Annotated in this window: 11 protein-coding genes; 4 read left to right on the plus strand and 7 right to left on the minus strand. The window is 38.9% G+C overall.

Annotated elements, in window-relative coordinates:
* Window positions 1–1,089 (minus strand): tRNA preQ1(34) S-adenosylmethionine ribosyltransferase-isomerase QueA, encoded by a 1,089-nt coding sequence (queA, locus tag T489_RS0102910; protein WP_031578544.1) that lies wholly within the window; start codon window positions 1,087–1,089, stop codon window positions 1–3.
* A 502-nt stretch (window positions 1,090–1,591) separates the two neighbouring features.
* Here queA and T489_RS0102915 point away from each other — a divergent pair.
* Both T489_RS0102915 and T489_RS0102920 read left to right on the plus strand, forming a co-directional pair.
* Entirely contained in the window at window positions 1,592–3,118 is a 1,527-nt protein-coding gene (locus tag T489_RS0102915; RefSeq protein ID WP_232218273.1) for an ABC transporter substrate-binding protein/permease, read from the plus strand.
* Window positions 3,108–3,857 carry an amino acid ABC transporter ATP-binding protein gene (locus T489_RS0102920; protein WP_031578546.1) on the plus strand — a complete coding sequence of 250 codons (750 nt, stop codon included), beginning with the start codon at window positions 3,108–3,110 and terminating at the stop codon, window positions 3,855–3,857. The genes T489_RS0102915 and T489_RS0102920 overlap by 11 nt, the downstream gene beginning before the upstream one ends.
* Window positions 3,858–3,985: 128 nt before the next feature.
* On the opposite strand, the gene T489_RS0102925 is transcribed toward T489_RS0102920, so the two are convergent.
* From T489_RS0102925 to malE (T489_RS0102945), 5 genes are all read right to left on the minus strand, one after another.
* Window positions 3,986–5,122: an ABC transporter ATP-binding protein gene (locus T489_RS0102925; protein WP_031578547.1), complete on the minus strand. Its 1,137-nt coding sequence runs from the start codon at window positions 5,120–5,122 to the stop codon at window positions 3,986–3,988.
* Window positions 5,123–5,186: 64 nt separating this feature from the next.
* Window positions 5,187–6,104 (minus strand): maltose ABC transporter permease MalG, encoded by a 918-nt coding sequence (gene malG / locus T489_RS0102930; RefSeq protein ID WP_031578548.1) that lies wholly within the window; start codon window positions 6,102–6,104, stop codon window positions 5,187–5,189.
* Between the two features lie 2 nt (window positions 6,105–6,106).
* Window positions 6,107–7,747: a maltose ABC transporter permease MalF gene (gene malF / locus T489_RS0102935; protein ID WP_051621743.1), complete on the minus strand. Its 1,641-nt coding sequence runs from the start codon at window positions 7,745–7,747 to the stop codon at window positions 6,107–6,109.
* 219 nt (window positions 7,748–7,966) lie between these two features.
* Window positions 7,967–9,148 carry a maltose/maltodextrin ABC transporter substrate-binding protein MalE gene (gene malE, locus T489_RS0102940; RefSeq protein WP_031578550.1) on the minus strand — a complete coding sequence of 394 codons (1,182 nt, stop codon included), beginning with the start codon at window positions 9,146–9,148 and terminating at the stop codon, window positions 7,967–7,969.
* 241 nt (window positions 9,149–9,389) lie between these two features.
* Window positions 9,390–10,574, minus strand: coding sequence for a maltose/maltodextrin ABC transporter substrate-binding protein MalE (gene malE / locus T489_RS0102945; protein WP_031578551.1), 1,185 nt, complete (start codon window positions 10,572–10,574; stop codon window positions 9,390–9,392).
* Window positions 10,575–11,389: 815 nt separating this feature from the next.
* On the opposite strand from malE (T489_RS0102945), the gene T489_RS0102950 reads away from it, so the two are divergent.
* Together T489_RS0102950 and T489_RS0102955 are read left to right on the plus strand one after the other, a co-directional pair.
* Complete coding sequence (locus T489_RS0102950; RefSeq protein ID WP_031578552.1) at window positions 11,390–13,246, plus strand: DUF3413 domain-containing protein; 1,857 nt, start codon at window positions 11,390–11,392, stop codon at window positions 13,244–13,246.
* Window positions 13,247–13,336: 90 nt separating this feature from the next.
* Complete coding sequence (locus T489_RS0102955) at window positions 13,337–14,188, plus strand: co-chaperone YbbN (RefSeq protein ID WP_031578553.1); 852 nt, start codon at window positions 13,337–13,339, stop codon at window positions 14,186–14,188.
* 64 nt (window positions 14,189–14,252) lie between these two features.
* On the opposite strand, the gene T489_RS0102960 is transcribed toward T489_RS0102955, so the two are convergent.
* A complete protein-coding gene (locus T489_RS0102960) occupies window positions 14,253–15,698 on the minus strand; it encodes a M48 family metalloprotease (protein ID WP_051621737.1) in 1,446 nt (481 codons plus the stop codon).
* Window positions 15,699–15,844 lie beyond the last annotated feature (146 nt).

Genomic DNA, 15,844 nt, shown 5'->3' on the forward strand with positions numbered 1-15,844 from the left:
TCAGTGTCCTCTAAGTTTCTTTTCAATGTCTTCGGCAGTTTCCGCATTATCATTACGGGTGATAAACATGGCATCTCCGTAACTGAAGAAACGATATCTGTCACTTACGGCGTGTTCATAAGCCTTCATGGTATGATCATAACCGGCGAAAGCACTCACAAGCATGATTAAAGTAGATTCAGGCAGATGGAAATTGGTAATCAGTGCATCCACGACTCTGAATTTGTAACCCGGATAAATAAAAATACTGGTATCTGCAGCAAATGGTTCTATCAGTTTGCCGTTCTTTTCTGCTTTCATTGCCGCACTTTCAAGTGAACGTACGGAGGTTGTTCCAACTGCAATTACTCTTCCGCCTTCAGCCTTGGTTTTTAAAATACGGTTAACCAGCTCTTCAGGTACCACTGCGTATTCAGAATGCATGTGATGCTTGGAAATATCATCTTCCTTTACAGGCTGAAATGTCCCTGCACCAACATGAAGGGTGACAAATCCAGTATCCACACCAATTTCTCCAAGCTTTGCAAGAAGTTCGTTATCAAAATGCAGTCCCGCAGTCGGTGCGGCTACAGCCCCAGGAATTTTGGAATACACGGTCTGGTAACGTTCACGGTCAAATTTTTCATCAGGACGATCGATATATGGAGGGAGCGGAATATGCCCTATTTCATCCATAATGTTAAAAATTGTTTTGTCACCGGTAAATTCCAAAATGAACAAAGCATCCTGTCTTCCGAGCATAACTGCTTCATAACCGTTATCAAACTTAAGGATTGCTCCTTCCTTAGGAGACTTTGATGATTTCATATGAACAAGGGCTCGATGCTCATCCAGAACACGCTCAACCAGAATTTCAATTGCACCGCCGGTTTCCTTGTGTCCGTACATTCTGGCAGGAATTACCTTGGTATTATTGAATATAAGTAAATCACCCTTTTTCAAAAATTTGACTACATCGTAGAAATGATAATCAGCCAATTCACCGGTTGTACCGTTCAGAGCCAATAATCTGCTGTGAGTCCTTTTATCAGCAGGAAATTTAGCTATAAGCTCTTCAGGGAGATTATAGAAGAAATCTGATCTTAACATCATAATAAACAACAGCCTAACTTACAGTAATGTAAAGCGTTCATACACAAACAAAAAAAGTATCCTGAAAACAAAATTCGAAATACTTTAAGTTAATCTCTGTAATTAACTTCACTGAATAAACAAACATATCTGTTAATTCAGTATGATTTCACCAGTAAATAAAAATAAAATCAATATAAGCCAACAGACCTGTAATATTCTACTTACTTAATATTACATGTCAATTTTATAATTTTATTAAAAAATATTGACATATTTCACATTTTTAATATAATAACGACGTTCATTAGTCCTATGGTTATTAATCATTGATAACACCAGTCCTCATCAGCACATGCGTGAGTACTGGTTTCTTTTTTTATAGTCTCCTCAAATTTTACATACGATTTAAACTCATTACATACTGTTCGAATCAGTTTTAATCATTTATATACAGCTGCATCGAGCGTATAATAACCACATTTTTGTATTTGAATATTATTGAGGGAAGTACTACTTTATGAGCTCCCAAACCATAAACATGACACTATCGATTTTAAAAAAAACTGCATATGCAGTATTATTTCTGGTAACCGCACTTAATATTTCAGCCTGCGACACCGACAGTCATTCAAATCAGGTCAGAGCTATTGAAGATCTATGTAAAGCCAGAGTCGGAGTTCAGATAGGTACAACTGTTGAAATAGCAACCAATGAATATCTTGAACAGCATAACTGTCCACCGGTTGAACGCTTCAACAGTTCCCCCGATTCAATTGCAGCTCTTACTCAGGGAAAACTTGATGCTGTGGTAATGGATGAACTTCCTGCCGTAAAATTCGTAGAAAAAAATCCTACGCTCAAAATTCTAAACACACCGTTTAAAACAGAGTCATATGCAATTATTCTTCCCAAGGAAAACAATGAACTGATGGAAAAAATCAATACAGTCATTGATGATATCCATAATGAAAAGCTGTACGAAAGAATATACAACACATATGTAACTCATACAGATAACTACCACTACACAGCTTTAAACAATGACGGGCCTGAATTTATTATCGCCACAAGCCCAGATTTCCCGCCGTATGAATACTACGAAAACAATGAAATTGTAGGCATCGAAATTGAATTAGCAAAAATTATTGCTGACCGTCTGCATATGAAACTAAAAATCGAAAGCATGGAATTCGACAGTATTATCAATGCGGTGAGCAGCGGTAAGGTTCATGCCGGTTTTTCAGGTTTTTCAAAAACAGAGGAAAGAGCCAAGGTTATAAACTTCACTCATACCATCTGCTCATCTCAAATTTTTGTAATAGTACCTGACCATTCCAAAACATCCGTGCAGAATCATTCTTCATTTACAGACAAGTTCTACAATAACTTCATTAAAGAAGATCGCTGGAAAATGCTTGTTTCCGGGCTTATGACAACCATTATTATATCGGTGTTTTCCGCCATTATAGGACTCCTTGGCGGAACCGTTATGGCGGTAATAAGAATAATGAATTACAGAACCGGAAACTTCAGAATTCTTAATTTTCTGATAAGAATGTACGTTAATATAATCAGAGGAACACCTGTAATGGTTCAGCTTCTGATTATCTACTACATAATTTTTGCCTCAGTTGATATAAGCAAGATTGTTGTAGCCATTGTCGCATTTGGTCTGAACTCTATGGCATACACTGAAGAAATAATCAGAGCCGGGATGAAATCAGTACCGACCGGACAGTTTGAAGCCGGATATGCATTGGGATTAAAACCATTTACCATTATAAGACACATAATATTACCGCAGGCTTTCAAGAATAATCTCCCAGCACTAGCTAATGAAGGAATTTCATTAATCAAAGAAACCTCAATCTGCGGTTACATAGGTCTTATGGATCTGACCAGAGGAGGTGTTGTTATCAGAAACACAACATTCGAGGCATTCATGCCACTTCTTGCGGTTGCTTTAATCTATTTAGCTATTATAGGCACACTGTCAGCATGTGTGGCCCGTCTAGAAAGGAATTTAAAGAAAAATGAACGATAACATACCGGTTATGCGGATTGACGGCATCTGCAAAAAATACGGAGATCACGAAGTATTAAATAACATTTCCATTGACATAAACAAGGGAGATGTTATCGCAGTTATCGGACCTTCAGGGTGTGGTAAATCAACGTTTATCAGAATGCTTAACCTGCTTGAAAAACCTACATCAGGCAGAATTTTCTTTGGAAACACTGAATTAACATCGCTCAACGAAAAAGAACTTACCGAAATAATTCCAAAAATCGGAATGGTATTCCAGCAGTTTAATCTGTTCCAGAATATGACGGTAAAACAGAACATAACGCTTTCTCCTGTTCTTCATAAGATATACAAAGAGGATGAAGCAGACGCATGGGCTATGAACATGCTTGAAAGGGTAGGGCTGGCACAACATGCACACAAGTACCCTGCACAACTGTCAGGAGGCCAGCAGCAGCGAGTAGCAATTATAAGAACCATTGCAATGAAACCATCTATAGTACTGTTTGATGAACCAACAAGCGCACTGGATCCTGAAATGGTGAACGAAGTACTGAACATGATGAAAGAACTTGCTGACGAGGGAATGACAATGGTTGTAGTTACTCACGAAATGAAGTTTGCCCAAAACGTTTCAAACCGCGTGTTGTTCTTCAATAATAAAGGGATTCAGGAACAGGGAAGTCCTGACGAAATATTCAACCACCCTAAAAATGAAAGGCTGAAAGAATTTTTAAGTCAGATTGAAGCAAAATAATAACTAAAGTCTCTAATAAAATATAAAAAAAGTGAATCATACTGGTATGGTTCACTTTTTTTTGAATGACGAAACGATAAAAAAAGCGACACACAGGTGTCGCTTTGAAATAAATTACAAGCTAATTATTAGGTTCTGTTATATCTTGCAGTTCTCTTAAATGCCTTTTCCTGTGAATCGAAGAGGTAGCAAGCTTCTGCAGGAATACCAACTTCAAGAGAGTCACCGGTATCAACAGGGATTTCAGATGCAGCCTTAACAGTGAAGTCTTCACCATCTACATCGAGGTATACGAAGCTTTCAGCACCTAAGTGTTCAGCAACCTGTACCATACCTGATAAGCGGCTCTTTGAATCAGGGTGTTCAACTGGAACTAAGTGTTCAGGACGAATACCTAATTCAACCTTATCACCAACGCTAGCGCGACGAGCATCAACACAAGCAGTAATTACGTCACCGGTGTTAAGCTTAACCTTACAGGTTTCTTCACCGATTTCAATTAACTGCCCCTTGAGGAAGTTCATCTTTGGAGAACCGATGAAGCCAGCTACGAACTTATTGGTTGGGTTATGATAAAGTTCAAGTGGAGTACCGAACTGTTCAAGATTGGTTTCTGCAGATTCCTTTAACGGACTTAAAACAACAATCTTGTCAGCTAAGGTCATAGCTTCAACCTGGTCATGGGTTACATAAATAATGGTTGAATTTAATTCCTTGTGTAACTTAGCAATTTCGATACGCATCTTTACACGGAGTGCGGCATCGAGGTTTGATAAAGGTTCGTCGAAGAGGAATACGTCTGGCTGCTGAACGATAGAACGACCGATAGCAACACGCTGACGCTGACCACCTGACAGAGCCTTTGGCTTACGATCCATTAAAGCATCAAGACCAAGGATCTGAGCAGCATTATTAACACGCTTTTCAATGGTATCCTTATCGAATTTCTTTAATTTAAGACCGAATTCCATATTCTGGCGAACATCCATATGTGGATAAAGTGCGTATGACTGGAACACCATACCTACACCACGATCTACAGGAGGAACGTCGTTCATAACCTTAGAACCGATTTTTAATTCACCTGAAGTGATATCTTCAAGACCGGCAATCATACGAAGAAGAGTAGACTTACCACAACCTGATGGACCAACGAATACGATGAATTCGCCGTCTTTGATGTCAAGGTTGATATTACGTAAGGTATCTTTTAATAAACTTGGATTATAGTTCTTAAGAACGTTTGTTAAAGTAACTTCAGCCATTTAAAGCTCCATAAAAATCTTTTATAACATGCGGTGCGCTAGACACCGCATTGCAAAATATCAATTAACCCTTTACACCACCGGCAGTCAAACCACCAACTAACCAACGCTGAGCTAACATAAATACGATGGTAATTGGTAAACCTGACATAACAGCCGCTGCTGCGAAGTCACCCCAGAGCTTGTTCTGAGATGCAAGGTACTGCTGAGAACCTACAGCAAGGGTGTAGTTATCTACGTCATTTAACAGAATACTTGCTACTGGAACTTCAGTAATAGTACCGATAAATGCAAGGATGAATACTACTGCGAGAATTGGCACTGACAGAGGTAAAAGTACGAGTCTGAAAGCCTGCCAAGGAGTAGCACCGTCGATTGCTGCAGCTTCTTCGAGTGAAGCATCGATGGTTTCAAAGTAACCCTTGATAGTCCAAATATGAAGTGCAATACCACCCATATATGAAAGAATCAGACCTGCTCTGGTGTCAAGACCGATGAAAGGCAGATATTCACCGATGTTATCAAACAATGCATAGATAGCAACGAGTGCTAGCACTGAAGGGAACATCTGGAAAATCAGCATACAGTTTAAAAGTGTAGTCTTACCCTTAAAGTTCAAACGAGCAAACGCATAAGCACTGGTTGTTGAAAGCAGTACGATAAACGCTGCAGTGAAGAACGAAATAATGATAGAGTTCCATAACCACTTTAATACAGGGAATGGAGGCATATGTTCTACACCATCAGCATCTACATATGAAATACCGAATGCAAGTTTCCAGTGATCCAGTGTTAACGAATCCAATCTTGGTAAAAAGAGGTCGTAAAAACTGTCTGATACGTTGGTTGCAAAGTTACCTTCACGGAATGAAATCATCACAACCATGTATAACGGAAACAGAACAGCAAGTAAGAACAAACACATTACAATGTGAGTAGCAATAATGCGATACTTTATTGACTTAGGTTGTACGATTGCCATAATTAGTCCCTAGCCCCCATCTTAGAAAGCTTTAAGTTAACTATAGATAAAGCACCTACTAAAATGAAGATAGTAGTAGCAATTGCAGATGCCAGACCGTAGTCATTACCACCAGCACCACCTTCGAATGCTAAGCGGTAGGTATAAGATACGAGCAAGTCAGTAGAACCTGCAGTAGTAACCACACCGTCTTCTGGTAAGAAGTCAGGACCACCGTTAGTTAACAGCATAATTAACACGAAGTTATTGAAGTTAAATGCAAATGAAGCAATGAGTAACGGAGTTAAAGGCTTCATTAAAAGAGGAAGAGTAATCTTCAGGAAGTTCTGAAGAGGACCTGAACCATCCATTGCTGATGCTTCATAGAGATCATCAGGAATAGCCTTTAACAGACCCATACAAAGAATCATCATGTATGGATAACCTAACCATGCGTTAACGATAAGAATCATTGAACGAGCATAGCCGGCTTCATTGTACCACTCTGGTCTCCAACCAAAGAAGAAGTCTAAAATACGGTTGATTTCACCAAAGTTTTCATTGAACAAACCTTTAAATACCAGGATTGAAATGAATGATGGTACTGCATAAGGAAGAATCAGAATCAGACGATAAATTGATCTACCCTTTAAGAATTCCCACTGAACAAGACAAGCGAGAACCATACCGATAGCAAGAGTAATGAATACGGTTAAAGCAGCAAAACAAACAGTCCAAATGAAAATCTTAAGGAATGGAGTAGAAATACTCTTATCGTTCCAAATTCTCTTGAAGTGTTCAAAACCGATACCAACGCGGAAACCTGGAGCCATTCTTTCTCCAACTGGCTTACCAGTCTGAGTATCAATAGTCTTGTAATAACCATCTTCCATATCAGGAACGATTAAAGAATCATTTGAAAGATCCTTAAGCATGTGTGGATTGCTTAATCTTTCCTGGTTGCCAAGAACAACTTCCTTCTGACGAACGTATCTGTTCTTAACAGCACTGAAAGTCTTAAGACCAGTGTAAGTAAGTTCCTGATTATCAATCTTAATCTTAATAGACTTTAAGTAATCTCTGAACTGAGTCTTACACTTAATACCACAATCTTCCATATCCTGAGTATAAGAGTTATCTACCTTAGTAACATGGATAACAGCCTTTGATGCAGTTGCCTTGTTTGCAGGCTTTTCCATCTGTTCCTTATCAAAGAACACAGTTTCTGGAGAAGCATAGGTGCGAACTTCAGCAGGATTGCCGTCAGCAAGCATAGCTGGCTGATTCTGAAGTACGATTACGTACTTGTTGCCTTCCTTTGCATAAAGCTTAAACTCGTAGTCACCACCTTCTACTCTATAGGTCTGACTGAGGAAGTAATTCTCAGCTCTTTCAAGAGTGAAGAGGTTTTTAGCAGAGTAGTTTGTGAACGCGATGTACACGGTGTAAACCAACGGGAATATAATGAAAACCACCATACCCGCAACGGCAGGGAATATATATCTGTGAGGATATAATCCCTTAAGCCATGCTACAAGTAAACCACCTGCGATGACTATTGTAAATAAAATTGCGAAAGCGTACTGACCATGAGTAAACATAGAGCTTATCATGAATACACCAAAGAGTAATACTGTTAAAGATATTAAAACTTTGAGTATCATTAAGCCAGGCGCTCCACCTCCAGAGGTTTTACCTCTCTTACCAACAGCGATAGAATCCATGCTAATACCCTAATAACTTATTCTAAATTTAGCTTGTAAAACTGTAATAAAAAAACTTTTTACTACAAATAAAAACTTTAATATTTTCATATTAAAGCTTTTAATTCTAGTCTTTCATAAAAGAAGCTCCTCTCAGAGCTTCTTTGTTAGAAAGTTATCTTACTTTTCGATACGATCTTCAGCAGTCTTAAGAGCTTCTTCTAAAGTCTGACGACCAGTAGTAGCATTCTTAAGAGCAGTCTGTAATGAACTCCAGAAACGATTCATTTCTGGTACGCTTGGCATTGGGTCACCAATCTTAGCGTTGCTCATGGTTACAGCAATTCTTGGGTCCTTTTCAAGCTTAGCTTCGTAAGACTTAAGAGCAGCAGCACCTAATGGCTTATCCTTATTCATTTCATCCAGACCTTCATCAGTGAGGAGGTAGTTGAGTAAGAATTCCTTAGCTAAGTCCTTGTTAGGAGAAGCCTGGTTGATGGTCATACCCTGAACACCTACGAATGGCTTACCTGGGTTACCCTTAAGGGTTGGGATTGGGTTAACGCTGTAGTTAAGCTTGCTGTACTGACCCCATGACCATGGTCCGTTGATGATACATGCAACCTTGCCGTTTACGAAGCTAGATTCCATGATACCGTAGTCAGCGCCCTTCTGCATGTGATCATTCTTAATTAAGTCAACGAGGAACTGAACACCAGCCTTAGCACCATCGTTATTTACACCTGAATCCTTAACATCGTAACTGCCGTCTGCATTTCTCTTGAATGCATAACCGCCGTTAGCAGAAAGTAATGGATAGCTGAAGAATGCATTATTGTAATCCCACATAATTGCACGCTTGCCGTCCTTCTTTAACTCGTCATCAAGAGTTACAAGTTCTTCGAATGACTTAGGAGCATCCTTAACGATATCCTTGTTACAAATTAAAGCAATAGCTTCAATAGATACTGGGTAACCGTAAATCTTGCCATCTACAGTCATAGCCTTCCAAGCAACGTCCTGGAACTTGTTTAATTCTTCCTTGGTTGGTTCAATTGGAGTTAAAAGACCAGACTTAACCCATTCACCATAACGGTCATGAGCCCACATGAAAATATCAGGACCATTACCAGATGCAGCATTCTGCTGGAACTTAACTTCAACCTGGTCAGGGTGAGCAACAGTTACCTTAACACCGGTAGCCTGTTCAAACTTCTTACCAACCTTAGCAATACCGTCATATGACTTATCGCCGTTAACCCAAATTGTTAACTGACCTTCTTCAATACCTGATGCAGAAGCAACCTGTGCAAAACCAAAAGCAGCCAAGCCTACAACAGTAGCTAAAATAGTTTTTTTCATTAGTCTATTTCCTTACTTAGTATTAATAAACATCGGCCTCAAACCGAATTTAACGATAACATAATAGAACATATGCATTTTTTTAAATAATAAAAAATTGCATTTTTTTAACATGTATCTCATTATGAGTGCATTAGTTGCGTTTTTTATGTGATTCTGACCTACTGAAAGCAGTTTCGAACACACGCAATTACATGTCTCCACCACATAATGCAGCACTGCAGACACACTCACAGCTCTACTATTTCTTTAAAACTCTTTCTTCAGCTATTTTCAAAGCCTTCTTAGCTGACTGACGACCAGTTGTCGCATTTTTTAAAGCCGTCTGCAGAGAACTCCAGTATTTATTCATTTCAGGGATATTCGGCATCAGATCCCCGTGTTCCGCGTTATACATTATTGTCGCTATTCGCGGATCCTTCTCAAGCTTTGCCTGATACGACTTCAATGCAACAGCGCCTAACGGACGATCGTTATTCATTTCTTCAAGACCTTCGTCAGTCAAAAGGTAGTCAAGCAGAAACTTCTTTGCAGCTTCCTTGTTAGGTGACGCTTTATTTATCGTCATCCCCAACACACCGACAAATGGTTTACCAGGTTTACCATCAAGCGTAGGGAACGGATTAACAGAATAGTTAAGTTTACTGTATCTTTCCCAGCCCCAGGCTCCATTTATAATGCAGCCTACATTACCGTCAATGAATTTCTTTTCCATTTTTGGAAATTCTTCCCATGTCTGCATATGTTCATCTCTAATGAGATTAACTATGTATTCCAGACCTTTAACTGCACCAGGACTATTAATACCTGTTTTGGTAACATCATATTCGCCATTTTCATTTTTTCTGAACGAATAACCGCCGTTTGCTGAAAGAATAGGATAAGTAAAGTAACCATCGTTATAATCCCAAACTATGGCGTGTTTCCCTTCTCTCTGTAATTTTTCGTCAAGCTCTACAAGCTCCTCAAAAGTCTTCGGAGTTTCCGGCACCAAATCCTTGTTACACATAAAAGCGATTGCTTCAATGGAAACAGGATAGCCGTAGTACTTGTCTTTTACTTTCATAGCCTCCCAGGCAACAGACTGAAATCTGTCAAATTCTTCCGGCGTAGGTTCAACAGGTGTGAGAATTCCAACCTGAACCCACTCACCAAATCTGTCATGAGCCCACATAAACAAGTCCGGGCCATTGCCTGAAGCAGCATGTTGCAGAAATTTGATAACCGGCTGTTCCGGGTGTTCAACAATTACTTTAATCCCGGTATCCTTTTCAAATCTCTCACCGACCTTTTCAATCCCCTTGTACGACTTATCGCCATTAACCCACACCGTAAGATGTGTCCCCTCAATACCTTCCGCAACCGCAGAACCGAAAGAGCCCATGGCTACAGCAGTCACAATAGCTGATAACAATATCTTTCTCATAATCACTGTCCTACTGGCGTAAAAACAAATTAATTCAAACAGTTCGCAGGATTAATTCAAACAGCGAAACAATTGTTTATTATATGTTAAACCACAAACAATGACGTTAAATCATACCATTACTCAAATTTTGAACAGCATCTCTAATTAGTAAACCCATTAACTTCTTGTTTACTTTTCGAGGGCACCGAGGTAACAAAAATATTTTAATAGATCAATATCACAATTCATACTCTAACAGTGAAAGTGTTTTCACACAATTAAAAATGAATTATTTTATTTCGTTTGATTACTTTTTCATCATTTTTAAATAAATGACCTGACATCAAAATAATATTTATTTCGTCTATTACAGGCATTCTTTTTAAAACATTAAATTATTTGAATTGTTTTTCATTGAAATACAACATAAATAATTCACCGATATAACTAGTATTTGCTTTACAAATACTATTTCACCTATATTTATATCTCTTTATTTAGAAGCGGGATATACGTTATACAAAAACACTTTTCACAGGATTAATTCAGACATCATAAAAAAATCTTAATCATGCACCAATATCTAAGTATTAAAATATTATGCAAAAGCATAAATCTAAAATATTACTTAACTGCACCAGCGCATTCTCTAGACGCAATACTGAGCAACCTGCACAAAGAGTTATTCTGGTCTTTATTCCCATTTATAAACTTTAAATCGCCCAATTTTTAATATATGTAGTAAAATATGTAAAACGTACGGGATGACAGATATGATTATTTTCAGATAAATCCTGTATTATACTTTATGGTTGTGCTTTGGTATTTCTGAAATGAACAGTATTAATTACAGTAGCTATTTCACATACAAAGATGAAGTTTCCCGTTCAATCAGCTGGGGACACTGGTTTGTTCTGCTGAATATTTTTCTTGCTCTGCTTATCGGTTGTGCATACCTTTATAACGCCCCTACCCCATCAACAGGATTGGGAGCAACCTATCTTATAATCAGTTGGCTCGGCCATTTCAGTTTTCTAGTATTCATCATCTACATCTTAATTTTTTTCCCGTTAACGTTCCTGTGCAGATCCACACGAACTTACAGAGTTTTATCCATCATACTAGCTACTGTCTTCATGACGGTTATGCTGATAGACGTAAAACTTTATCAGGCAATTAAAATCCACCTTAATCTGTCTGTTCTGCAGATTTTCTTCTCGCAGGAAGGTTTTTCCACAGGTCTGAATTACAATTTTCTGTATATAGCCACACCAGTCGTAGGTTTCATAGAATATCTTTTCTCTAAACTTGCATGGAGAAATCACTACCTTCACAGATATCAGAAAATTACAGTGTTCCTCACGTGTATTTTCATTGTTTCTTTTCTGACTACACACATCATGCATATCTGGGCAAATGCATACAAATACGTCCCAATTACGCAGCAGAAATCAATATTTCCTGCTTACTACCCAATGACAGCCAATACCTTCCTCAAGGAACACGGACTTCTGGTATATTCCGGTAATAGTGAGAGCACTCAGATTGAGAGAGTTGTCAGCCAGACATCAGAAAAACTAAAATACCCTCTCAGTTCAATAAAAGTAACCCCTTCTGAAAATCCTTACAACGTGCTCTTGATTACTATTGATGGGTTAAATTTCGAGCACATGACTTCAGAATATATGCCAAATCTGACCGATTTTGCCAAACAGCATGACTCATATATCAAGAACTACCTAGGAAATGATACTGACATTTCCGCAAGTTTCGAGATGATTTACGGAATTCCTGCTCAATACATAAAGACTGTTCAGGCGGAAAAGTATTCTCCTGTAATTATTACCGAAATGTTGCAGCAGGATTATAAAATCACCGGATATATAACCGGCTCTGCAAGCTCAACCGGAAAACAACTGGCTTCTATCAGCGGGGTCAGACCCAAGAATATCAAATCTTATTCAACCGACATTCAAACAATTCAGAATGCTGTAAAGTGGATATCTGCAGACGAATGGGGATATCGTCCACAGTTCACCACCATAAAACTTACATCACCTAGCACACTCTATCTTGACTCTGATGCTCAAATCATATACAGGCCTCAGATAGCCTCAAGAAATATCAATCTGGATTCACTTGATAAAGACAAGGATGACGAGCATCTGCACAACAGATATCTGAACTGTCTGTATCAGACAGACAGATTACTTGGACAGCTGTTCAAAACAGTGGTTGATTCAGGATATGCCAAAAACACGGTAATAATAGTAACCTCCAGTTCTGGTTACAATATCAGCAAGTTCTTTAAAGACAGCAGCAGTAAGTACAGTCGTGAATATCACCATGTTCCGCTTGTCATCAGTTGGCCTGACGCCGTTATTCCGGCCAAAATTTCTGCAATAACATCATCACAGGATATTGCTCCTACCATTGCCCGTGAAATTCTCGGTATCCAGAATGAAGAAGCCGATTACACGACAGGTGCCAACCTGAGAGAAATTCAAAACAGGCCTTGGGTAATTAGTGGCAGCCAGGATGAACTTCACATCATAAGTCCGGATCAGACCACTATCTTTGACAAACACGAAAATACAATAATCTACACGGACAATGATTCAGAAAGAGTACAGCCAAACATGAGTACTCTCATCAAAGCCAGAAAGCTGCTTAACAAATTCTCAAACTAAGGTACTTGAATATACTCTCTTAGACACTATGTAATAGACTGTAGAGAGTATATTTTTTTCACCTTATCCAATACAAAAGGATAAATGCCCATGATTATAGAAGTTAATCAATCAAATATTCAGGAAGAACTTGTTGCAAAATCCGCTGAAAAAACAATCCTTTTTTATGTTTACGATCATAATAATCAGCAGACTCAAGCTGTTACTACAGCTATTGAAAACACCGTTGGCCAACAGAATGAATTTCTGACTTTAGCTAAAGGTAACGCGGCAGATCCTGTAATCCAGTCAATATGCATGCAATTGCAGATATCATCACTGCCAAGTATCTGTGTATTCAAAAACGGGAGACCTGTAGACATTATAAGCAGTGCTGAATTATCAAATCCAGACAGTGCCTCCGCAATTGTTGCCGGACTGATGCCAGCCAAAGAACAGATTTTACTTCATGAAGCAACCAAGTTACTCAGCGAAAATAACGTCAATGGCTCTTTTGCAAAAATCGCAGATGCATTTGCTCTGGCACCAAACGATATCAATATCAGATTTGCATATGTAGAAATTGCCATTAAGGCCAAAAAATTAAGTGAAGCCAGAACAGCACTGGAAGGAGTGGATCCTAACAGCAGATTAGATAAAATCTACACCGATCTTGAAGCCGCACTTACTTTGGCTGAAAAAAATCAACAGAACCCTGAAATTGATATTCTTCAGGAAAAGCTCAAACAAAATCCGAATGATTTGGACAACGTTGAAAAGTTATGTACTGCACTCAGTCAGTCCGGAAAAGCAACAGATGCTCTGGATCTGCTGTTGGGATATTTGAGAAAAGATCTCAACGCTGGAAACCTTAAGCAGGTTTATCTGGACATCATCTCAACCATGAACGGAGATCCTAAGCAGTCAAGATATCGTAGCAAACTGTACACAATCATGTATTAATCCATACTGCAAATCAAAACAGGCAACCTTCACGAAACGGCTGGTTGCCTGTTTGTTTATAAGACTACTGAGCTATGAGCTTGTCGTAAAAGTCACGTTCTTCAACAATTCTTGAAGCCAAAGCCTTAAGTCGAAGAACCGTATTCTTTTCATTGCAGTATCTGAGGGCTTCATTTACACTGTTAATAGCCTGATTCCACTGTCCTTTCGATTCCAGAATATCAGTGTTAATCTGGTACAGTTCACAAGTCTTATTCTGTTTCATGTAGGCTGTTTTCAATAATGAATCCGCTGTAACTGATTTAGCATTGCGACGATATCTCTTCAGAAGATTTTCAGCTTTTGCATAATTTTTTGATTCTATATAAACATTTGCAAGATTGACTATAAAAACTTCCTGTTCACCCTTGCTTTTTATCATTTCTTTAAGAAGAGATTCAGCTTTAGCATATTCACCTTTTGCAACATAAAAATCTGTTAAGGTATCAATGACAAAAAGATTTCTGCCGTAATCAACCTTCAGCTTGTTCAGAGCCTTTTCTGCCGTTGCGTAATCATTAAGCTCCAGAGCCGCAAGAGCCATCATGTACCAGGAACCGTAATCATTCTGAGATTTGGTAAGACGCTGTTTTGCAGCTTCCAGGTTAAACTTTGGGCTTATATTGCTGTACCTGACCTCAACTCTGCTTTTGGCAAATGAAAAATCAATGCTTTCATAATATGGTTTAACCTTATAGAATCTGGCTCGGTTTTCAGCTTCAGCCACACGTTTTGAAGATAACGGGTGGGTAAGAAGCATTTCAAAAGCAGGATTAAAATTTTCACCTCTTACCTGAAGCTTTCTCATCATATCGGCCATTGCATTGGGATTGAACCCCGAATTATAAAGCAGATCTATACCCAGTCTGTCAGCCTCGTATTCGTTCGCCCTGGTATAATTGATATTACTCTGAGCCATTCCTCCAATGGAAGCGGAAACACCGGCCATACCTACGGCAGGGTTTATCACTCCCAATATAAGACTCCCTACTATACCTGCAATCCCCGTGACCATGGCATCCTGTCTGGCTTCCATACTTCTTGCAAGATGTCGCTGAGTGACATGAGTCATTTCATGAGCAAGAACTGATGCCAGCTGACTCTCGTTGTCGGTTGCGACTATCAGTCCGCTGTTAAGCATGATCTTTCCACCAAAAAATGCTGCGGCATTTATGGTGTGATCTTCTACAATTATAGGTTCAAAAGGATATTTGACTCCGTCAGCCCTGGCAGCCATTCTGGACAGAAGAGAAGCAACATACTGTTCCAAAACGGGATCGTATATAACAGGAAGCTGAGACTTTGCAACTGTAACGAACAGTTCCCCCATTTCCTTCTCTTTTTCTACTGTTATGGCTCTTACCCCTGCTGTACCAAAATCCGTTATTCCGGCCACGTCATCTGCACAAACAGACGAACTCATCATACATACGGCAAGAACAGCCATTAAACCGCTTAACTTAAATTTCATTTTCGTATTTATCCACAGGTATCCGAGCTTAGAATTAGACAAGAGAAACTACTTTAAATTCAGTCATTTCATACGTTAATTTAGCCATATTCGGAAGATCCCTGTCATTCCACAATATTCTTCTTTGATTTAAGATAAAACTATCT

Origin of the sequence: Ruminobacter sp. RM87 (genome assembly GCF_000701925.1) — a bacterium.
Lineage (GTDB): Bacteria > Pseudomonadota > Gammaproteobacteria > Enterobacterales > Succinivibrionaceae > Ruminobacter > Ruminobacter amylophilus.

Coding starts and splice junctions, on each gene's coding strand:
- queA (WP_031578544.1), bottom strand. CDS start 1,089: ATGTTAAGATCAGATTTCTTCTATAATCTCCCTGAAGAGCTTATAGCT.
- T489_RS0102915 (WP_232218273.1), top strand. CDS start 1,592: ATGAGCTCCCAAACCATAAACATGACACTATCGATTTTAAAAAAAACT.
- T489_RS0102920 (WP_031578546.1), top strand. CDS start 3,108: ATGAACGATAACATACCGGTTATGCGGATTGACGGCATCTGCAAAAAA.
- T489_RS0102925 (WP_031578547.1), bottom strand. CDS start 5,122: ATGGCTGAAGTTACTTTAACAAACGTTCTTAAGAACTATAATCCAAGT.
- malG (WP_031578548.1), bottom strand. CDS start 6,104: ATGGCAATCGTACAACCTAAGTCAATAAAGTATCGCATTATTGCTACT.
- malF (WP_051621743.1), bottom strand. CDS start 7,747: ATGATACTCAAAGTTTTAATATCTTTAACAGTATTACTCTTTGGTGTA.
- malE (WP_031578550.1), bottom strand. CDS start 9,148: ATGAAAAAAACTATTTTAGCTACTGTTGTAGGCTTGGCTGCTTTTGGT.
- malE (WP_031578551.1), bottom strand. CDS start 10,574: ATGAGAAAGATATTGTTATCAGCTATTGTGACTGCTGTAGCCATGGGC.
- T489_RS0102950 (WP_031578552.1), top strand. CDS start 11,390: ATGAACAGTATTAATTACAGTAGCTATTTCACATACAAAGATGAAGTT.
- T489_RS0102955 (WP_031578553.1), top strand. CDS start 13,337: ATGATTATAGAAGTTAATCAATCAAATATTCAGGAAGAACTTGTTGCA.
- T489_RS0102960 (WP_051621737.1), bottom strand. CDS start 15,698: ATGAAATTTAAGTTAAGCGGTTTAATGGCTGTTCTTGCCGTATGTATG.